The sequence below is a fragment of the Micromonospora sp. NPDC085948 genome, assembly GCF_040686315.1.
Lineage (GTDB): Bacteria > Actinomycetota > Actinomycetes > Mycobacteriales > Micromonosporaceae > Micromonospora.
The window spans coordinates 428,553-447,003 of record NZ_JBFBJW010000005.1; the positions used below are offsets into that span (position 1 = coordinate 428,553).

At 69.2% G+C, this 18,451-nt stretch carries 19 protein-coding genes and 1 pseudogene; 14 read left to right on the top strand and 6 right to left on the bottom strand.

Features of this window, described 5'->3' with window-relative positions; translation table 11 throughout:
• The first annotated feature begins 153 nt into the window (after positions 1-153).
• Positions 154-738: a hypothetical protein gene (locus AB0O48_RS16930; protein ID WP_365066501.1), complete on the top strand. Its 585-nt coding sequence runs from the start codon at positions 154-156 to the stop codon at positions 736-738.
• A complete protein-coding gene (locus AB0O48_RS16935; RefSeq protein WP_365066504.1) occupies positions 731-1,660 on the top strand; it encodes a serine hydrolase in 930 nt (309 codons plus the stop codon). The genes AB0O48_RS16930 and AB0O48_RS16935 overlap by 8 nt, the downstream gene beginning before the upstream one ends.
• A 145-nt stretch (positions 1,661-1,805) precedes the next feature.
• Here the strand turns inward: AB0O48_RS16935 and AB0O48_RS16940 are convergent, their stop codons facing one another.
• Entirely contained in the window at positions 1,806-2,405 is a 600-nt protein-coding gene (locus tag AB0O48_RS16940) for a TetR/AcrR family transcriptional regulator (RefSeq protein ID WP_357240349.1), read from the bottom strand.
• A gap of 108 nt (positions 2,406-2,513) precedes the next feature.
• Here AB0O48_RS16940 and AB0O48_RS16945 point away from each other — a divergent pair, with 108 nt between their 5' ends.
• A complete protein-coding gene (locus AB0O48_RS16945; protein ID WP_357240352.1) occupies positions 2,514-3,281 on the top strand; it encodes an SDR family oxidoreductase in 768 nt (255 codons plus the stop codon).
• A 215-nt stretch (positions 3,282-3,496) separates the two neighbouring features.
• On the opposite strand, the gene AB0O48_RS16950 is transcribed toward AB0O48_RS16945, so the two are convergent.
• Positions 3,497-4,075 (bottom strand): TetR/AcrR family transcriptional regulator, encoded by a 579-nt coding sequence (locus AB0O48_RS16950; RefSeq protein WP_357240676.1) that lies wholly within the window; start codon positions 4,073-4,075, stop codon positions 3,497-3,499.
• Positions 4,076-4,227: 152 nt separating this feature from the next.
• Between AB0O48_RS16950 and AB0O48_RS16955 the strand changes: the two genes are divergently transcribed.
• The 8 genes from AB0O48_RS16955 (at position 4,228) to AB0O48_RS16990 (ending at position 12,084) form a co-directional block, all read left to right on the top strand.
• On the top strand, positions 4,228-5,247 hold the full coding sequence (locus AB0O48_RS16955; protein ID WP_365066508.1) for an aldo/keto reductase: 1,020 nt from the start codon (positions 4,228-4,230) through the stop codon (positions 5,245-5,247).
• Positions 5,248-5,357: 110 nt separating this feature from the next.
• Positions 5,358-6,263 carry an LLM class flavin-dependent oxidoreductase gene (locus tag AB0O48_RS16960; protein WP_357570444.1) on the top strand — a complete coding sequence of 302 codons (906 nt, stop codon included), beginning with the start codon at positions 5,358-5,360 and terminating at the stop codon, positions 6,261-6,263.
• 148 nt (positions 6,264-6,411) lie between these two features.
• Entirely contained in the window at positions 6,412-7,308 is an 897-nt protein-coding gene (locus AB0O48_RS16965) for an ABC transporter ATP-binding protein (RefSeq protein ID WP_357240360.1), read from the top strand.
• Positions 7,305-8,054, top strand: a complete 750-nt coding sequence (locus AB0O48_RS16970) for an ABC transporter permease (RefSeq protein WP_357240362.1) — start codon at positions 7,305-7,307, stop codon at positions 8,052-8,054. Before AB0O48_RS16965 ends, AB0O48_RS16970 begins: the two co-directional genes overlap by 4 nt.
• Positions 8,055-8,068: 14 nt before the next feature.
• Complete coding sequence (locus AB0O48_RS16975) at positions 8,069-9,223, top strand: histidine kinase (RefSeq protein ID WP_357570445.1); 1,155 nt, start codon at positions 8,069-8,071, stop codon at positions 9,221-9,223.
• Positions 9,220-9,873: a response regulator transcription factor gene (locus AB0O48_RS16980; protein WP_357240368.1), complete on the top strand. Its 654-nt coding sequence runs from the start codon at positions 9,220-9,222 to the stop codon at positions 9,871-9,873. The genes AB0O48_RS16975 and AB0O48_RS16980 overlap by 4 nt, the downstream gene beginning before the upstream one ends.
• Positions 9,874-10,592: 719 nt before the next feature.
• Entirely contained in the window at positions 10,593-11,342 is a 750-nt protein-coding gene (locus AB0O48_RS16985) for a MerR family transcriptional regulator (RefSeq protein ID WP_357570446.1), read from the top strand.
• A gap of 37 nt (positions 11,343-11,379) precedes the next feature.
• Positions 11,380-12,084, top strand: coding sequence for a GPP34 family phosphoprotein (locus AB0O48_RS16990; protein WP_357570447.1), 705 nt, complete (start codon positions 11,380-11,382; stop codon positions 12,082-12,084).
• 102 nt (positions 12,085-12,186) lie between these two features.
• On the opposite strand, the gene AB0O48_RS16995 is transcribed toward AB0O48_RS16990, so the two are convergent.
• From AB0O48_RS16995 to AB0O48_RS17005, 3 genes and pseudogenes are all read right to left on the bottom strand, one after another.
• The gene (locus tag AB0O48_RS16995) at positions 12,187-13,023 is read right to left on the bottom strand and encodes a type II CAAX endopeptidase family protein (RefSeq protein ID WP_357570448.1); all 837 of its coding nucleotides are present in this window, start codon (positions 13,021-13,023) and stop codon (positions 12,187-12,189) included.
• An 89-nt stretch (positions 13,024-13,112) separates the two neighbouring features.
• A complete protein-coding gene (locus AB0O48_RS17000; protein WP_357570449.1) occupies positions 13,113-15,245 on the bottom strand; it encodes an alpha/beta fold hydrolase in 2,133 nt (710 codons plus the stop codon).
• Positions 15,246-15,593: 348 nt separating this feature from the next.
• Positions 15,594-16,047, bottom strand: a pseudogene (locus AB0O48_RS17005) (LLM class flavin-dependent oxidoreductase); the annotation flags it as partial.
• A 179-nt stretch (positions 16,048-16,226) separates the two neighbouring features.
• Here AB0O48_RS17005 and AB0O48_RS17010 point away from each other — a divergent pair.
• A complete protein-coding gene (locus AB0O48_RS17010; RefSeq protein WP_357240382.1) occupies positions 16,227-17,042 on the top strand; it encodes a MerR family transcriptional regulator in 816 nt (271 codons plus the stop codon).
• Here the strand turns inward: AB0O48_RS17010 and AB0O48_RS17015 are convergent.
• On the bottom strand, positions 16,966-17,631 hold the full coding sequence (locus AB0O48_RS17015; protein ID WP_357570450.1) for a hypothetical protein: 666 nt from the start codon (positions 17,629-17,631) through the stop codon (positions 16,966-16,968). The two genes, AB0O48_RS17010 and AB0O48_RS17015, sit on opposite strands and share 77 nt — an antisense overlap.
• Before the next feature lie 143 nt (positions 17,632-17,774).
• Here AB0O48_RS17015 and AB0O48_RS17020 point away from each other — a divergent pair, with 143 nt between their 5' ends.
• Positions 17,775-17,927, top strand: coding sequence for a hypothetical protein (locus tag AB0O48_RS17020; protein ID WP_357570451.1), 153 nt, complete (start codon positions 17,775-17,777; stop codon positions 17,925-17,927).
• Positions 17,920-18,330: a (4Fe-4S)-binding protein gene (locus tag AB0O48_RS17025; protein WP_357570452.1), complete on the top strand. Its 411-nt coding sequence runs from the start codon at positions 17,920-17,922 to the stop codon at positions 18,328-18,330. Before AB0O48_RS17020 ends, AB0O48_RS17025 begins: the two co-directional genes overlap by 8 nt.
• Positions 18,331-18,451 lie beyond the last annotated feature (121 nt).

The window sequence follows — 18,451 nt, forward strand, 5'->3', positions numbered from 1 at the left end:
CGCCACGCGTCGTCGGCTGAAGCGCCAGCTGCGGTGGCAAGTATCTGTGTGTGGGAGAGGTTTTCGGTGTCCGTATCGAGCAGCAGGACGAGCCGAGGCCGGATTCGCGGCAGGGGCCGAGGTGCGGTCGCGGTTCTGTCGGCGTTGCTGGTGATGGCCGCAGGGTGCCATCGGGGGGACTCCGGTGTCGGCCCCGACGAGCTGCACACCGCAAACGCGGAACGGGGCGATCCGAGCCGGCTGCTGGTGGCGGGCGATCTGGGAGCGGACTGGCATGCGGACGACGCGCGAACCGGTCTGCCGCAGTGGCCGTGGGAGCAGGGCAGCTGCCCCAACTACAAGAGCAGCGACTACCCGGCCAAGTCACATCGGCGCGCTGCCGTGCAGCGCTACTACCGGCTGTCTGACGGCTCGTCGCCGGCCCACCACGTCGTGGAGACGTACGAACCTGGATGGGCCGAGCGGAACGTCGAGGACGTCCGTCGGGTCCTCCTGCGGTGCGCGAGCTACCCGGTCCTCGGATCACAGGTCTCGTTCGACGTCGTCGACCCGCACTATATGGGGGGTACCGGCATGCTCGTTCGAGGTCGCATCGCGCACGCCGACACCCCGAACACCGTCACGTACTTCCTGATGCTCAAGCGAGGCGAGACGGTCTCGACGGTCCGCCTGCCCGATCCGGGCAGCCAGGTCGTGGTGGACGAGATCGCGGCGAGGGCGGTGGCCCGCCTTGACTGAACGCGCAGGGCGGCAGCTGCCGCGCCGCTGGGTCATCTCCGCAGCCACCATGTCACTGGCCGGCGTCGCGACAGCCGCCTTCGGCGCCACGCGCGCCCGCGACCGCGACGGGGCCGGGGCCGGGGCATCGCACGGTCCATCCCCGGCCAGCCCGATCCCCACCACGCCGGCCATCGACCGGATCGACCAGGCGAGAACGCGCATCAAGGCCTACGTGCAGCGGTACGACGGCCACCTGGCGGTCGCGGCACTGGACCGACAAGGAACGGCCGCGGTGACGGTCGGCGCCAGACGGTTCGAGACCGCCAGCATCGTCAAGGTCAACATCCTCGCGGCCCTTCTGCTGCGCCAGAACCCGCCGGGCAAGGCCCTGGGCTCTGACACCCGGCGGTTGGCCGAGGTCATGATCGTGTCCAGTGACAACGACGCGGCGGTCGCCCTGTGGCAGCGCATCGAGGGCTCGCGTGGCCTCACCGCCGCGAACCGCGTGCTCGGTCTGCGCGAGACCAAGCCCAACACGCACTGGGGACTCACCACGACCACGGCTGCCGACCAGCTCCGTCTACTGGCCGCGCTGACGTCGCCGACGGGACCGCTGACCCCGCAGGACCGTACCTTCGTCATGGGCCTCATGAAGAAGGTGATCCCCGAGCAGCGATGGGGAGTCACCGCCGCGCGGGAGCCGGGCAGTCGTTCCGAGTACGTCAAGAACGGCTGGGACACCGCCGACGTCGACGGGGGCCGCTGGCTGGTCAACAGCATCGGGCGGATCGTCGAGGCTCGTCACGACTGGCTGATCGCCGTGCTCTCCGACCATCACGTGAGCCAGAAGGAGGGCATCCGCGTCGTCGAGAAGGCAGCCACGTACGTGCTCAAGGAGTTGCGCGCCGCCACCGCCGACGACGGTCCTTCACAGGGGTAGGCCGCACATCCGAACTGCCCCACGTCGGCTACCACCTTGACGAGGTCAGTCGGCGTACACGATCAGTGCTTTCCACCGTGCCCACCCGCGGCCGCGCGCTCCCATGCCGTCCTCGGCCTTGCGGGCCGTGCGGTACGCGGCCTGGTCAGCGCGCCGGCCAGGCGGCCATGGCCAGTTCCGCAGTATCGGTGAGCTCCGCCGCCGTGGCGCCATCCCGGGCGCGCTGGGACATGCCGTGCATGACGGCCGTGAAATACGCGGCAAGCTTGCGGGGGTCGGCTGTCGCCGGTATTTCGCCCTCGTGCCGGGCGGTTGTCAGGCGCTTCTCGAAGGTGCCGACGCTGGCGTTGCGCAGGTCGCGCATGTAGGTGGCGACATCGGTGTCGGCCGCGGCCGCGCTGCAGAGCAGATTTCCGGCCGGCGTCTCGGCGTCGGTGTACATCGCCGCCGCGTCGAGCAGGATGCGGCGGAAAGCATCGAAGGCCGTCGGCTCCCTGGCCATGGCGGCCCAGATGAACTCGCCGGCCGGGGAGCGACCGTACGCCTCGATGACCTCGTTGAACAGAGACCTCTTGTCCCCGAACGCCGCATAGAGGCTGCCGGGCCGGATGCCCATCTCCCGGGTCAGGTCGTTGATCGAGGTCCCCTCGTACCCGTTCTCCCAGAACAGGCGGGTGGCGGCCGCCAGTGCCGCCGCCCGGTTGAAGGTCGGCGGCCGGCCTCGCCGTACCTCTGGTGTGCCCATGACCCCATTCTAGAGCGATCGTTCAAAAGTGGGTCGGCGACTTGTTGGTAGATCACTCAAGAACGAGCTACGGTTCCTCTTGAGCGATCATTCAACAAAGGAGCGGTCATGTCAGGAGCACTGGAGAACAAAGTGGCCGTCGTCACCGGCGGCAGTCACGGGATCGGCCGGGCGACCGTCGAGCGGTTCGCCCGTGACGGGGCGACGGTCGCCGTCGGCTACGGCCACGACGAGGTGGCGGCCCGCGACACGGTGGAGCGCATCCGCAAGGACGGCGGACGTGCCTTCGCCGTGCACACCGAGCTGGGCACACCCGGCGACGCGGCTCGCTTCTGGGAAACCTTCGACAAGGCGGGCCGGGAAGTCGTGCCCGACGGGAAGATCGACATCCTCGTCCACAACGCCGGCAGGGGAAGCTTCGCCCGGCTGGCCGACCTCCCCGAGGACGAGTTCGACCAGGTGATGGCCGTGAACGTGAAGGCGCCGTTCTTCATCACGAAGCTCGCGCTGCCGCGACTGCGCGACGGCGGCCGGATCATCAACGTCTCCAGCACCGCGGCCAGAGTCGGAAGCCCGGATCTGCTGGCCTACGGCGTCAGCAAGGCGGCGCTGAACTGGTTCAGCTACGACATGGCGCTGGATTTGGGCCCGCGCGGAATCACCGTCAACTCGGTGTCACCCGGCATCGTCATGACCCGGAACAGCCAATACCTGGTCGACAATCCGGAACTCGCGGCGCAGCAGACGGCACGCGTAGCCCTCGGCCGGCTCGGCGAGACGGACGACGTGGCCAGCATCATCGCCTTCCTCGCCTCCGACGAGGGGCGCTGGGTGACCGGTCAGGTCATCGACGCTTCGGGCGGCACCGCGCTCTGAGAACGGGCCGACCAGGTCGCGTTTCGTCGGTGGCGTCGATGTTGCGGAGAGGTCTCCGGTGCGTGGTTCAGCGACCAAGCTGGAACTTCACACCGGAGACCTCTACCACTGCCCGCACCGCCGGTTTCCGGGCGCCGTGACCTGGTCGCGGCTGCCACCATCGCCACCCGTAGCCCGGGCGGCGGACACCCGGTGAACGTTCCTGAACACCGCACCTAGCGGACGCGAAGCCCGGCGACGAGGAGGTCGACCAGGCGGCGTGCGTCGTAGCGGGGGTCGTTGCCCGCGCCGATGCAGAGATTGCCGACTCCGCGCAGCAGCCCGTAGGCGTCCAGGTCGGGGTGGATTTCGTCGGCGGCGACGGTGGCGTCGAGGAGTTGGCCGCAGACCGGGACGAGCCGGTCGAGGAAGTAGGCGTGCAGGGTCTGGAAGGTGGCGTCGTCGGACTGTAGCGCTGCGGCGAGGCCGTGTTTGGTGACCAGGAAGTCGACGAACAGGTCGATCCACCGCGCCAGGGCGGCGTACGGGGTGTCGCTGTCGGCCAGGAGGGCCGGTCCCGCGTCGGCGCACGCCTCGATCTGGTGCCGGTAGACGGCCACGATGAGGTCGGCCCGGCTGGGGAAGTGGCGGTAGATCGTGCCCACGCCGACGCCCGCCCGGACGGCGATGTCCCGCACGGGGACGTCGACGCCGGAGGTGACGAACGCCGCGGCGGCGGCGTCGAGCAGGGCCCTCTCGTTGCGCCGGGCGTCGGCTCGCTTGCGCGGGGCCGGTTGCGCCGAGCCGTTGTCGATGTCGGCCACGTCGCGTTACCTCCGTCACGTCACTTGGCAACCGGAACACAGTTCCGTATGTTGGTTATCGGAACAGCGTTCCGCTTGCTCACCATACTGACCGGACGGGCTGCCACCAAACCGTGGACCGCCGGACGTGAAGGAGACCAGTCATGCAGTACCGCACCTTGGGCCGCACCGGCGTGCAGGTCAGCACCCTCGTACTCGGCGCGATGAACTTCGGCAGGATCGGTAACACCACCCAGCAGGACGCCACCGCCATCGTCGACGCAGCGCTCGAGGCGGGGATCAATCTCATCGACACCGCCGACGTCTACAGCGGCGGCCAGTCCGAGGAGATGGTCGGCAAGGCCATCGCCGGTCGCCGCGACGACGTCGTCCTGGCCACCAAGGCGACCCTGCCGATGGGCGACGAGCGCAACCAGCGGGGCGGCTCACGCCGCTGGCTGGTCACCGCGCTGGAGAACAGCCTGCGCCGCCTCGGCGTCGACCACGTCGACCTCTACCAGATGCACCGGTGGGATCCGACGACCAGCGATGACGAGACGCTGTCGGCGCTGACGGACCTGCAGCGCGCGGGCAAGATCCGCTACTTCGGCTCCTCGACCTTCCCCGCCTACCGCATAGTGCAGGCGCAGTGGGCCGCCCGCGAGGGACGTCTGAGCCGTTACGTGACCGAGCAGCCGAACTACTCGATCCTGCAGCGTGGCATCGAGGCACACGTGCTGCCCACGACCCAGGAGTACGACATGGGCGTACTCGCCTGGAGCCCGCTGGCATCGGGGTGGCTGTCCGGCGCGATCCGCGCCGGCCAGGACATCAGCACGAACCGCTCGGGCTTCATGCAGCAGCGCTACGACATCAGCATCCCCGCCAACCGCGCCAAGCTCGACGCCGTCGAGCAACTCGCCACAGTCGCCGACGAGGCCGGCCTCAGCCTCATCCAACTCGCCCTCGGCTTCGTCACCGCGCACCCGGGCGTGACCAGCGCGATCATCGGCCCCCGCACGACGGACCACCTCCGCTCGCAGCTCGCCGCCGCCGACACGGTCCTCCCGGCCGACGTGCTGGACGCCATCGACGCGATCGTGGCCCCCGGTGTCGACCTCGCCGCCCACGAAAAGAACGACACCCCACCCGCTCTGCTCGAGCCGACACTGCGCCGCCGCTGACCACCCGGCACACCAGTGACCAGGCGGCAGGCGGACGTGCGCCCGAGCGTCCGACTGCCGCCTGACCCGCCAGATCTTCCAGGCTCGGCACCGAAAGGACGCACGGACCCATGCCAAGCAAGCCCTCGCCCAGCTTCGGGCTCATGACCGCCCCGATGCACGTCGGCTACCACGACATCCTGCGGGTATGGCAGGAAGCGGACGCCATCGCCGAGATCGAGCACGCGTGGCTGTTCGACCACCTCATGCCCATCGGCGGCGACCCGGGCGGACCGGCGTACGAAGGCTGGACACTGCTCTCCGCCCTCGCCGCGCAGACCGAGCGGCTGCGACTGGGCGTGATGGTGACCAGCAACCGCTTCCGGCCTCCCGCGATGCTCGCCAAGATCGCCACGGTCGTCGACATCGTCTCCGGCGGGCGCCTCGACTTCGGCATCGGCGTCGGGTCACGGCCTGGTCACCCCCTGGCCCGGCGGGAGTACGCCGCGCACGGCCTGCCCTTCGCCGACACCGCCGACGCCGTGGGCAGCCTCGCCGAGGCGCTCACGGTCATCCGGCGGCTCTGGACCGACAACGAGCCGTTCGACTTCCACGGAACGTACGTCGACCTCACCGGAGCCTTCGCCAGCCCCAAGCCCGTGCAGCGCCCGCACCCGCCGATCGTTGTCGGTGGCCGCTCCGCCGCCACATTGCGGGTGGTCGCCGAGCACGCGGACATCTGGAACATCGCCAGCGGAGACATCGACGACGCCGTCAGCCGCAGCGCCCTGCTGGACCGCTACTGCGCCGAAATCGGCCGCGACCCAGCGTCGATCACCCGCTCGATCAACCTGCCCGTCTCCTACGACCAGCCCGGGCTCACCCGGGACGCCATCGGCAGGGCGATCGGTGCCGGCTTCGGGCACATCGTGCTCACACTGCCGGCGCCCTACCCCGCTGGCGTCGCGCGTTGGGTCGCCGACGAGCTCATCACCCCGTCCACCGCACAGCTGCCCCGGCGGGTCGAGCTGAACTGATCTCCGACCCGGGCGGGCGGGGCGGCGTTCGCGTCGGTGAAACACCCTTACGTAGCGATGGCCAGTAGAACCTGGGTACCAACGGCGGGCCGGAAATGCCGACCGCGGTACCACGATGGGGGCTGTGCCCGGACCTAGCGTGGTGAGCATGATTCAGGTACGCGAAGTAACCAAGCGATACGGTGCGAAGACGGTCGTCGACCGCCTGTCGTTCACCGCGAAGCCCGGACAGGTCACCGGATTCCTCGGCCCCAACGGCGCCGGCAAGTCGACGACCATGCGGATGATCGTCGGCCTCGACGCGCCGACCTCCGGCGACGTGCTGGTCAACGGCAAGCCGTACGCGTCGTCGCAGGCACCACTGCGCGAGATCGGCGTTCTGCTCGAGGCCAAGGCCGCACACCCCGGCCGGACGGCGGTCAGCCACCTACTGGCCCTGGCCCGTACGCACGGCATCCCGCGTTCGCGCGTGGACGAGGTGCTCGACCTTGCCGGCCTCTCGGCCGTCGCCCACAAGCGGGTCGGTGCGTTCTCCCTCGGCATGGGCCAGCGACTCGGCATCGCCGCCGCCCTGCTCGGTGACCCGGCCGTGGTGATGCTCGACGAGCCGGTCAACGGCCTCGACCCCGAGGGTGTCCTCTGGGTGCGCAACCTGCTCACCGGCCTGGCCGCCGAGGGCCGCACCGTGATGCTGTCCTCACACCTGATGAGCGAGGTCTCGCTGATCGCGGACCACCTGGTCATCATCGGCCGGGGCAGACTGCTCGCCGACACCACCGTGGCCGACTTCGTGACCGCCGAGGGCGTCCGGGTCGTCACTCCCGCCCCCGACGCGCTGCGCACGACGATTGCCGGCCCGGGCATAACCGTCACCTCGACCGGCGCCGAGGAACTGCTCGTCGCCGGCACCTCCGCCCGCAAGATCGGGCTGGCCGCGGCCGCCCGCGGCATCCCACTGTTCGAACTCACCCCGCAGAACGCCTCCCTCGAAGAGGCGTTCATGGACCTGACCCGCGACGCTGTCGAATACGAGGCCTCCCGATGAAGATCACCCCTGGTGGCGTCGCCGCCGCCGAATGGACCAAGTTCTCCTCCCTGCGCTCCACCTGGATCACGACCGGCATCTCCGCCCTCCTCCTCATCGCCTTCGGCATGATCGCCTCGGCGTCCTTCTCGGGCGACAACCTGACCCCGATCGACCTGGCCCTGTCGGGCAGCGCCCTGGCAGCCCTGTCCGTCGGTGTGCTCGGCGCGTTGCTGGGGGCGAGCGAATACACCACCGGCATGATCCGGGCGACTTTGGCCGCGGTGCCGCGCCGGTTGCCGGTGCTGTGGTCAAAGAGCCTCGTGGCCGGGGCAGCCGCCTTCGTGACGATGACCATCGCCGCCTTCGCCGCATTCGCCCTGGGGTCGGCCGTGCTCAACGACAAGGTCGACAGTCTGGGCCTCGGTGCCGAGGGCGTCGCGCGGGCCCTGTTCGGCGCCGGCCTCTATCTGGGGTTGGTCGCGGTGCTCGGCGTCGCGCTCGGCATGCTCGTCCGGTCCAGCGCCGGCGCCATCGCGATCCTGTCCGGCGCGCTGCTGGTCGTGCCCGGTCTGGCCCCGCTGCTGCCGGACTCGATCGCCGATGCCGTCACCCCCTACCTGCCCAGCAACGCGGGCAGCGCCGTGATGGCACTGGCTCCCACGGACGGCACGCTGGGTCCGTGGGCCGGTCTCGCGGTCTTCGCCGGGTACGTGGTCGTGACGCTCGCCGCTACCGCCTATCGGCTCAAGAAGACCGACGCGTAAGGGAGACTCGGGCGATGAGCACGCAGGGATGGCTCGTGGACCGGCAGGCACGGCTGCGGGCGTTCGACCGACGCCACCCGTGGGTCATGGACACCCTGGTAGCCGTTCCGATCGTGCTTTTCAGCATCCCGAACATCATCGAGGAACCCCTGTCGGCGACCATCGCGACCCTGGTGCTGCTGCCACCGCTCTACTGGCGGCGGCGGTACCCGTTCCCGGCGTTCCTGGCCGCCGCGACCATCGAGCTGATCGAGGGACTGCTGGACGTCGGCGTCGGCGCCGGAGTGATCCTGCTCGTGATGCTCTTCGGGGTGGCCTCCCGAGGTGCATGGCGGTCGCTGGCCTGGGCCTCCGGGATCGCCCTCGCGCTGCTGGTCGCCGAGATCTACCTGATCAACCCGGTGACGGAGAACCGCGTCACCACCCTGCTCCTGGCGATCGGCACAGAGGCGGCCGCGGTCGCGTCCGGCGTCGCGGTGCGCACCCGCCGGGCGTACCTCATCGCCCTGGAGGACCGGGCCGCCCGCCTCGAGATCGAGCGGGATCAGCAGGCCCGCCTGGCCGTCGCTGAGGAGCGGGCCCGGGTGGCCCGCGAGATGCACGACATCGTCGGCCACCACGTGTCGGTGATCGTCGGCCTCGCCGACGGCAGCGCCGCCCTCGCCAGATCGCGGCAGGAGCAGACCGCCGAACCGCTCCGGCTGATCGGCGAGACCGGCCGCCAGGCGCTCGCGGAGCTGCGCCGGGTGCTCGGCGTGCTGCGCGAGGGTGACCCTGGTCCGCAGCTGAGGCCGCAGCCCGGCATCGACGATCTCGACCGGCTGCTGCCAAGCGTGCGGGCAGCCGGGCTGCCAGTCACCTACTCCACCTCGGGTGAGCTGCACACCCTCGGCAAGGGGCTGCAGCTCGCGGTCTACCGCATCGTCCAGGAAGCGCTCACCAACACCCTCAAACACGGGGGGCGCAGCGCGTCTGCGACAGTCACTCTCGCTGCCTGCCGCGGCGAGGTACGGGTACGCGTTCTCGACAACGGCCGTGCCATCCCGGCCCCTCCAAGCCACGGCCTGCTCGGCATACGTGAACGCGCCGCCATGTACAGCGGGGTGGTGACCGCTGGCCCGGTGGAGAACGGCTGGCTCGTTGACGTAGTCCTCCAGGAGCCCTCATGACCACCGTCCTGATCGTCGACGACCAGCAGTTGCAACGAATGGGCTTCAAGATGCTGCTCGACGGCACCCCCGGCATCACCGTGGTGGGTGAGGCCGCCACCGGCGCCGAGGCCGTGCGAAAAGTCGATCAGACCCGGCCCGACGTGGTGCTGATGGATGTGCGCATGCCCGGCATGGACGGCATCGAGGCCACCCGCCGCATAACCGCGTCCGGTTCCCGCACCCGCGTGCTGATCCTGACCACATTCGATCTGGACGAATACGTATACGCCGGACTGCGAGCCGGAGCGAGCGGCTTTCTCCTCAAGGACGCGCGCCCCGAGGAACTGATCGCCGGTATCCGCGCCGTCGCGAGCGGAGACTCAGTGGTAGCCCCCAGCCTGACCCGCAAGCTGATGGACGCCTACCTGCAGGAACCGGCGCCGGCCACCTCCGAGAATCCCCGCCTGAGCACGCTGAGCGAGCGGGAGCGCGAGGTGCTCGAGGCGATCGGCCAGGGCGCCACCAACACCGAGATCGCCGAACGCTTCACGTTGACCGAGTCGACAGTGAAGAAGCACGTCGGACGGGTCCTGTTCAAGATCGGCGCCCGTGACCGGATCCAGGCGGTGATCTTCGCGTACGACAATGGCCTGGTCCAGCCTCGCTGAGAGGCGGAAGGGCAGGAATGTTCCTGGCAAAATTCATCCTTGTTACGCTGTCGCCAATAAATGTCGTAATTTAGCTAATTCGACCACCTGTTGGACCGGCGACTCTCCTGGAACTACTGCACGAGCCCCGCCTGAGGCGGCAGATTCTCGAGCTCACTCAAGGCTCGACACCGATCTTCGCAGCCGTCCAGGCGAACGTCCGCCAGACCGCCAAGCCCCTTTCCGGCCGGCGATGCCGGGATCGGTAGCCGCGCTTGGCCGCCGAGAAGGAATGGTCCCCGGCCGTGCGCTCTCGGCAGGCTTCTTCTCGGTGATGAGCGAGCCGTCGCGGGTGGACTGCCCACCCGGTCCCTCGAAGTGGTGGATCCGTCCGGTGGTGCCGACCAACTGGGCCTCCGGCACCGAGGTGCCCGGGAAGGCGCCGGCGGCTTGATCGCCGCGGGATGCCCGGAAACCCGACCTGCCGATGGCCGCCAGCACCCGGATACCGGGTCAGGCACGGGAAGCCCTTCGCATCGTTGCCTCCGATTCTGCGCACGTCGGCACGCACCAGCCCGGACGACGGAGCTGGACACGGCGGTGTTCGAAGCGCAGCCGCGACTTGCGGAAGTTTCAAGATCCGAGTTATCGGCGCATTGACTCTGTGGTGGGAACACGGTGTCGACTGCGAGCCAGCACTTGACCGCCGACCGCCGGGTCAGAACCAGGAAGGAATCGACGTGGCCTGGAGCACCCGTGAGCTCGCGGAACTCGCCGGCACCACGGTGAACACGATTCGGCACTACCACCGGCTCGGACTGCTCGACGAGCCCGAGCGCCGGCCGAACGGATACAAGCAGTACGGGGTGCAGCATCTCGTCGTCCTCCTGCGCATCCGGCGGCTCGTAGAGCTGGGCGTGCCCCTGTCCCGGATCGGCGCGATCACCTCGGGCGGCGCCCCCGCCCCGGAAGTGCTGCGTCAGGTCGACGCGGACCTGGCGGCCGAGGTCGAGCGTCTGCGCCGAGCCCGCTCGGACATCGCGATCATTCTGCGCGACGGGGCGCCAGCCGACGCGCCCGGCGGTTTCGAGTCGGTCGCGGCGCGGCTGACCGTGTCCGACACCTCGCTCATCCACGTCTTCACCCAACTCTATGACGAGGACGTGATGAAGGACCTGCGGCGCATGGCGGACGCCGACACGGATCCCATCAGCCACGACATCGACACCCTGCCACCCGACGCCGACGAGGCGACCCGCCAGAACCTCGCCGAGAAGCTCGCCGGGCTCCTGGCGCAGCATCTGGTCGACTATCCCTGGCTGCGCGACCCCGCCCGGCATCTGTCGAAGAGCCAGCACGTCACGCGCCAGATGTTCATCGACGCCGTCGTCGGTCTCTACAACCCCGCCCAGGTCGATGTGCTGGGCCGGGCCAGCATCCTCGCTCAGGAGCAACTGCGCCGCGACCAGGGGCTGGACCCTCCGGCCTGACCTCGTGCGTAGCATCCCGAATCGAAAGGAAGGCACCATGGCTCAGCTCGGGCCCGCCACCTTGGGCGAAGACCTCCTGTTGCTTCTGTTCCAGCCGAACGCGGGGATGCGGGGCACCGGTGTCATCGCCGGCGAGAACACGCTCGTCTACGTTCTCGGGGGTGCGGTGCTCGCCGATCTCGGCCTCGGCGGACATGTGCGAACCATCCCCGGTTGGGGAGGATCGACCCGGGTGGAGGCCGTCGCGGACCGTCCCCCCGCGGACGACGTTCTGCGATCGGCGTGGGACTACGTTGCCGTGAAGCCTCGCGGTGTGCAGGCCACACTCGCCGCGATCGGGCCAACCCTGCGGAGCCCGTTGCTCGATCGGCTCATCATCCGCGGCGACATCCGCGAGTCCATCCCCAAGGCGCTCGGCTTGTTCGACATGAAGGTCCTCGAGGACGGCGGATCCGGCCGGCGGGCCGGTCTGCTCTCCGACGTGCGGGCGGTGCTGGTCGACGGTGTGGAGCCACAACCCCGGGTCGTCGCGCTCGCGGCGTTGCTGTCGGGAAGCCGTACGCTTCCGCAGTTCGATCCCGAGATCCCCTGGACCGCTTCGGTCATCACCCGCGCCCGAAAGCTCGAGCAGGACAACTGGGGAGCCGAGGCTGCCGCCGAAGCGGTCGCCCGCACCATCACCGCGACCATCGTCAGCAACGTGATCGTCGCTGCGGCTGTTCTTCCGCCGCAGAACCAGTAACGACTGAAGCCGCTCTCCGGCGCCGACCCCACCCGCTTCCGCCGCGAGCACCGTCAACAACGTGATACTCGCGGCGGCCGTCCCGGCCAAGCGATGAACGAGCTACACCCCTCGCTCCGGACCGATGCGACGCGACCGTTCGCGTAGCCAGACGAACGTGAGCACTGCCAGGTTGACGACGGCCAGGATGATCAGGGCAGGACCGCCGCCTGCGCTCTCCGTGCGGTCGACGACGATGGCGTCGCCTCCGGCCATGAGGGCGTTGATGGTTGTTGCGACCACGTTGTTCGCGACGTGAAATGCCATCGCGGCCTCGAGTCCGCGGCTGACCAAGCCCATCAGGGCGGTGCAGGCCGACAGGAACAGGTAGTAGCCGTTCAGCCAAGGGTCGCCGGCCGCGTGCGTGAGGGCGAACGCGAGGCTGGAGACCACGAGTCCGGTGATGAACGCCAGCCGTACGGCGCGGAACCACGATGCTGCCGCCGGGAGCATCGCGCCCCGGAACATGATCTCCTCGCCGGCCGACTGGATCGGTGTGGAGACGACTACGACGACCAGCAGCGCCGTGGTGGTGCCGGTGAACCCGAAACCCACCCAGTTCATGGCGTCGGGCGCAAAGGTCGCCCCGACGGCGAGGCCGGCCCCGACGAGCACGACGGAACCGCCGAAATAGAGCGCCAGGCGCCGTTTGTCGAAGTGCCGTGGCGAGCTGAAAATCGTGCGCCACGGCACCTTCCCGAACCGGGAAACGAGCACCACGGCGAGCAGCGCGGTCAGGCCGGTGCTGAGATTGGCCGCCAGCAGCTTGAGCGGGGTGAGCGTCGGCTCGGAAGGGTCGCTCCCCTCGATCGAACTGGCCAGCTGGTAAAGCACGATCTGAAGCAGGAGCAACGTCAGGGGTATCGCGGCGATGACGATCACCGACTTCCACCAGGCCATCCGGATGTGTGTACCGAAGGGACGGGTGGTGCTGTCGGGGGGAGCGATGGTTGGGGTCGAGTTCACGAAGCGTCGGTCCTCTGCATTGCTTATCTCTGGCGGACGTGACGGAAACTGGCACGCACCTCCGCGGCCAGCAGCTCGGGTTGCTCCCAGGCGGCGAAGTGCCCGCCCCTGGGCAGCTCGTTGTAGTGCACGAGGTTCGGGTAACGCTGCTCCACCCAGCGGCGGCTGGCGAGATAGATGTCGCGGGGAAAGAGGCTGACGCCGACCGGCACTTCGACCTTCGGGTCGCGGTAGGTGCGGAAGCTCTCCCAGTAGATGCGAGCCGAGGAGGCGGCGGTGCCGGTCAGCCAGTACAACGTGATGTTGTCCAGCATCTCGTCGCGACTGAGCAGGTTATCCGGATCGCCGTCGTAGTCGGTCCACTGCTCGTACTTCTCGTAGAGCCAGGCCGCCTGCCCCACCGGCGAGTCGGTGAGCGCGTACCCGATCGTCTGAGGGCTCTGGATCTGCTCGTGCTGGTAGCCCGACTCGTTGGCCTGGAAGTCGCGCCAGCGTTGCAGCGCGCGCTCCTCCTGCTCGTCGGTGACTTCCTCGGTGCCGTACGTGGGGAACATGTTGGAGTGGATGGCTCGCACGGTGGGCTCGCCGATGGCGCCCAGCGCGGTCGTGACCGCGTGCCCCCAGTCACCGCCCTGCGCGCCGAAGCTGTCGTAGCCCAGCCGCCGCATCAGCTCGACCCAAGCCTCCGCGACTCGATCGGGGCCCCACCCGGTCTCGGTCGGCTTGCCGGACAGTCCGAAGCCGGGCATCGTGGGCAGGACGACGTGGAACGCGTCCCGGGGGTCGCCGCCGTGGGCCCGCGGGTCGGCCAGCATCGGCGCCACCTTCAGGAACTCGATGACCGAACCGGGCCAGCCGTGGGTCATCACGAGCGGCATTGCCTCCGGTTCGGGCGACCGCAGGTGCAGGAAGTGGATGTCGAGTCCGTCAATGCGCGTCGTCGACGGACTGAGCGCGTTCAGCCGGGCCTCGCAGGCCCGCCAGTCGTAGCCGTCCCGCCAGTAGTCGCACAGCGCTCGAAGCCTGCGCAGCGGCACGCCCTGGCTCCAGTCCTCCACCGGTTCGGGATCGGGCCATCGCGTACGCAGAAGCCGCTCGCGCAGATCGTCGAGCGCGGCCTCGGGGAAGGCAAAGGGGGATGGCCGTACGGCTTCGCTCTCGGCCTCGGCCAGGTACGCCGCGAGATCGTCGTAGCCGTAGAGGACCGCAAGCTGCCGGGGTGTGTGACCGGTGTGCGAGGTGAGGTCGAGGCGGGCGCCCGCCTCGACCAGGGCCTGTGCTGCCTCCCGGTGCCCGTGCCACACCGCGTCGTGCAAGGCGGTGAAGCCGTTGTAGGCGCCCTGCGCGTCGATCTCGAGCGTCGCCGTACCGCTGGGGCCTCGCGTCGTCAGAGCCCGGACGACCTCGGCGTGCCCGGCGAAGGCGGCCTCATGGCCCGGCGTCGCGCCCATCAGCCCGTTGAGCCGGCGCGGATCCGCACCGGCCGCACGCAGCACGCGGACGATGCCGATGTGCCCGTCGCGAGCGGCGATCCCGAGCGGCGTGTAGTCGTCATCGTGATCGCCGACGGCCGGCATTCGTTCGTCGAGGTCCGCACCGGCCCCGATGAGCCGTTGCACTGCGGTGAGGTCGCCGGCCTTGACCGCCGCCGTCAGCTGAAGCGACCGGATCCGGTCGGCGTCGGCCGCGGTCCGCGCGTGCAGGAGAGCGGCGATTGCCTCCGAGCCGTCGCGCACCGCCAGGTCGAGCGCCGTCTCTTGCCAGTGGTTCCGCACCGAGGTATGGGCTCCGCGGGCCAGTAGCAGCCGGACCGCCGCCTCGTGCTTGTACTGCACCGCGTCCATCAGCGGCGTGTGACCGAGCCGGGGCGACTGCTGGTCGACGAAGGCGCCATGGTCGAGGAGCAGGCCGATGACGCCGTCGGCACCGGCCTGCGCCGCCTTGTGCAACGCCGTGGCGCCCATGCGCGGCTCGACCATCGACACGTCCGCGCCGGCCTCCAGCAACAGCTCCACCAGGCGTTGTCGACCGAGACCGGAGGCGACCATCAGGGGTGTGAGGTCACCGGCGCCGCGGCGGTGCGGGTCTGCGCCCGACTCGAGCAGTTCCGCCACCGCCGCCGCGTCGTCGGAACGGATCGCAGCTTCCAGTGTCATGCCGGCTCCTTCCATGAATGTCTTCCCGTATGCGACACCCTGTTCCAGGAACCGGGTCAAGCGGTCGGCCCGCCGCGCCCGTCCGGCGCTATCGCCTTGACTGTTTTCGTGGAACACGGTTTGCGCTGGGAGCAGTCTCCAGCCCGACCGAGGAAGATCACCTGAGCGTGGATTTTCTGTACCCGGACGGATTGCCAGAGGACGGTCTGCCCAGGTCGTCGTGAATCGGCGTGGCGGTTCACGGGTGGACCCCGGGGGGTGTTCAGTCGGTGCTCGTCGCCGTGGCCGCAGCCTTCTTCAGGGACTCGTGCGTCGGGGCGTCCGGCGTGCGCCGGTTTGCGGGCGGCGAATGGCCCGGTCGGGCTCGCCGTGGCCATAGTGGGCGAAACGCTCGCGGTAGAGCCCGACCATGCGCTGGGTATGCGAGGTGGGCCAGAGGGTGTTGTTGGCGACGGAACTTACCCGACCAGTCGACGGTGTCCTCCCGCCACAGCCGGCGTAACAGCGCGTAGTTCTCGATGGCCAGAGGGATGCCGGCCCGGATGTCCCTACCGAACCACGGGTAGACCGGACCGGTGTTGCCGCGGCCCATCATCAGGTCGACCCGCCCGTCCGACAGATGCTGCAGCATCGCGTAGTCCTCGGCGATCTTCACCGGGTCGTTTGTGGTGATCAGCGTCGTGGCCGTGCTCAACAGCAGCTTCTCGGTACGGGCGGCGATCCAGCCGAGCATGGTGGTCGGCGAGGACGGCACGAAGGGCACGTTGTGGTGCTCGCCGGTGGTGAACACGTCGAGGCCCACCGTGTGCTGGCCACACAGTCAACGTCATCGCGGAGCCCTGCCCGAGGACCCGCGAGAGTGACGGGGAACGCTCAGGCCGGCCGGCAATCAGCTGTTAACCTCGGGCTTTCTTGAGTACCACCCGGTACTTGTCGCCTGCGGCCGAGGTCCGCACCCGAGGGGCCGGGAAGGGGATCGACGTGGCCTGGAGCACGAGCGAACTCGCGACACTCGCGGGCACCACGGTGAACACGATCCGGCATTACCATCGTCTGGGCCTGCTCGAGGAGCCCGATCGCCGCCACAACGGTTACAAACAGTACGAAATATCGCATCTCGTACGCTTGCTGCACATCCGCCGGCTGGTCGAGCTGGGCGTGCCGCTGTCCCGGATCAACGAGCCGAGCGCGGGCTCCCCCGAGACGCTCCAGCAGATCGACGTCGACCACGCGGCCGCCATCGAACGGCTGGAAAAGGCCCGGCAGAGCATCGCAGCCATCCTGAGCGAGAACGCGCCGCCTGACACGCCACCGGGCTTCGAGCCCGTCGCTGCCCGCCTGTCCGAGGCCGATCGCTCACTTATCCACATGTACACGCAGTTCTTCGACGACCAGGCCCTGGCCGACGTGCGGCACGCGGTGGAGAACAACAGCGACGACGACGACGTCAGCGCCGACTTCGACGCGCTGCCCGCGGACGCCGACGAGGCGACGCGGCAGCACCTCGCCGAGAAGTATGCGCCGTCCCTGGTCCGTACCCTTCGTGACTATCCGTGGATGGACAACGACGCGATGGCGCACGTGTCGTCGGGGGGAGCCGTGACGCGGCAGACGTTCGTCGACGCGTTGCGGGAACTCCACAACGAGGCCCAGTTCGACGTCATCCACCGCGCCAAAGAGCTGGCCCGCCAGCAGTTGCGGACGGAAGCCCGATCCGCCGTCAGTCCGCCACCGCGTCCAGCCATCGGTTGTACCGCAGGCGCAGAGCACGCTCGGTGCTACCCACCGTCGCGCTGACCGCAAGCGCGATGTTGAGCCAGGCCGACGCGTCGATCGGCGACTCGAGAACACCGAACCGCTCGGCCAGCGGCGGGAACCGGGAGATCGACTCGACGGTCTGCGGAAGGCCGAGGACCAGCGACACGACGATCAGGACGAGGGAGATCACGCCGATCCAGCGGCTGAGCAACGGACGCTCACGGTCGAGCCGGGCGCGGCGCCCCTCGGCCGAGCGCGGATCCGGCACGAGCTGCTGCTCGGTCCCGTCGTCGGCGACGAAGTGGCACCGCCGGAGGCCGAAGGCCGACGTCCTCACCTCGATCGCGCCGCCCTCGATCGGGAAGACCGCAGGGAGCCTCGCCCGCTCGAAGCGCCGGCCGTCGCGGTACAGGTGGGCTTCGGTGTCGAGGTTGTCGTTGCTCTTCATGTGGTTCACGTCGACCGCGTATTCCACCGGCCGGCCCGCGCCGGCGTCCGCGGGAAGGTAGAACAGGGACCGGGACAGCGACTGCCACCAACGGAATCTCTTCAGCGCGCGCCCGTCCCCGGCCTTGATGCGCTGGATGGCTCGGCGCCGCCGCCAATCGTCGAACACCCGGTCATTCAAGACCGTGTCCTCGGGACACAGTCAATCGGAGGGGACGGACCTTGATCGCCATGAACCTCGAAGAACGCCGCCTCTGAAGACCCGCCCGCGTACCGACCGGTGGTGCTTGACCGTGTTCCGACCACACGGTGTTGGCTGACACGATGAACGACGACGTCGACGTACGCGGAAGGGGCCTGCGGGTGGTGCCGGCGTGCCCGTTCTTCGCGAGGTTCATCAAGATCCACCCGGAGTGTCAGGATCTGACCCGTCGCGGCCAGAGCTCCCGCACTGTTCTGGGCGAGCACGATGAGTGAGCCGAATCTGAAGTCGTACCCGGGATCCGACATCACGGTCACGTTCGACCGCGACCGGTGCCTGCACTTCGCCGAGTGCGTGCGAGGGCTCCCGGAGGTGTTCGATGTCGCCGCACGGCCCTGGATCGCCCCGGACAACGCCGGCGGCGCCGCGCTGGTCGCCGTCGTGGAACGCTGCCCCAGCGGCGCGCTGCAATACAGCCGGCACGACGGGGGCGCCGAGGAGACACCGCCCGACCCCACCGTCGTGACCGCGAACGAGCGCGGGCAGATCCTGCTGCACGGCAACCTGACGCTGACCGGCGCCGGCCCGCGACCTCACCCGAAACACCGGATGACGCTGTGCGGTTGCGGCCGATCATTGGAGCGACCGTTCTGCGACAACGCGTGCCGCAGCACCTGACGGCCGTCGAGCGCGCGGAGCTCCGGCCCAGCCCGGCAGCTGACGGCGGCGGTTCGAGCCGGACATGACGATCGAAGCCGAGGTCGATGTCATCACCGGCCTGGCGGAACCCCCTGGACGC

Excerpts from the sequence above, each read along its gene's own strand:
- AB0O48_RS16930 (WP_365066501.1), top strand. The coding sequence starts at position 154 with ATGGCCGCAGGGTGCCATCGGGGGGACTCCGGTGTCGGCCCCGACGAG.
- AB0O48_RS16940 (WP_357240349.1), bottom strand. The coding sequence starts at position 2,405 with ATGGGCACACCAGAGGTACGGCGAGGCCGGCCGCCGACCTTCAACCGG.
- AB0O48_RS16945 (WP_357240352.1), top strand. The coding sequence starts at position 2,514 with ATGTCAGGAGCACTGGAGAACAAAGTGGCCGTCGTCACCGGCGGCAGT.
- AB0O48_RS16955 (WP_365066508.1), top strand. The coding sequence starts at position 4,228 with ATGCAGTACCGCACCTTGGGCCGCACCGGCGTGCAGGTCAGCACCCTC.
- AB0O48_RS16960 (WP_357570444.1), top strand. The coding sequence starts at position 5,358 with ATGCCAAGCAAGCCCTCGCCCAGCTTCGGGCTCATGACCGCCCCGATG.
- AB0O48_RS16965 (WP_357240360.1), top strand. The coding sequence starts at position 6,412 with ATGATTCAGGTACGCGAAGTAACCAAGCGATACGGTGCGAAGACGGTC.
- AB0O48_RS16970 (WP_357240362.1), top strand. The coding sequence starts at position 7,305 with ATGAAGATCACCCCTGGTGGCGTCGCCGCCGCCGAATGGACCAAGTTC.
- AB0O48_RS16975 (WP_357570445.1), top strand. The coding sequence starts at position 8,069 with ATGAGCACGCAGGGATGGCTCGTGGACCGGCAGGCACGGCTGCGGGCG.
- AB0O48_RS16980 (WP_357240368.1), top strand. The coding sequence starts at position 9,220 with ATGACCACCGTCCTGATCGTCGACGACCAGCAGTTGCAACGAATGGGC.
- AB0O48_RS16990 (WP_357570447.1), top strand. The coding sequence starts at position 11,380 with ATGGCTCAGCTCGGGCCCGCCACCTTGGGCGAAGACCTCCTGTTGCTT.
- AB0O48_RS16995 (WP_357570448.1), bottom strand. The coding sequence starts at position 13,023 with ATGGCCTGGTGGAAGTCGGTGATCGTCATCGCCGCGATACCCCTGACG.
- AB0O48_RS17000 (WP_357570449.1), bottom strand. The coding sequence starts at position 15,245 with ATGACACTGGAAGCTGCGATCCGTTCCGACGACGCGGCGGCGGTGGCG.
- AB0O48_RS17020 (WP_357570451.1), top strand. The coding sequence starts at position 17,775 with ATGAACGACGACGTCGACGTACGCGGAAGGGGCCTGCGGGTGGTGCCG.
- AB0O48_RS17025 (WP_357570452.1), top strand. The coding sequence starts at position 17,920 with ATGAGTGAGCCGAATCTGAAGTCGTACCCGGGATCCGACATCACGGTC.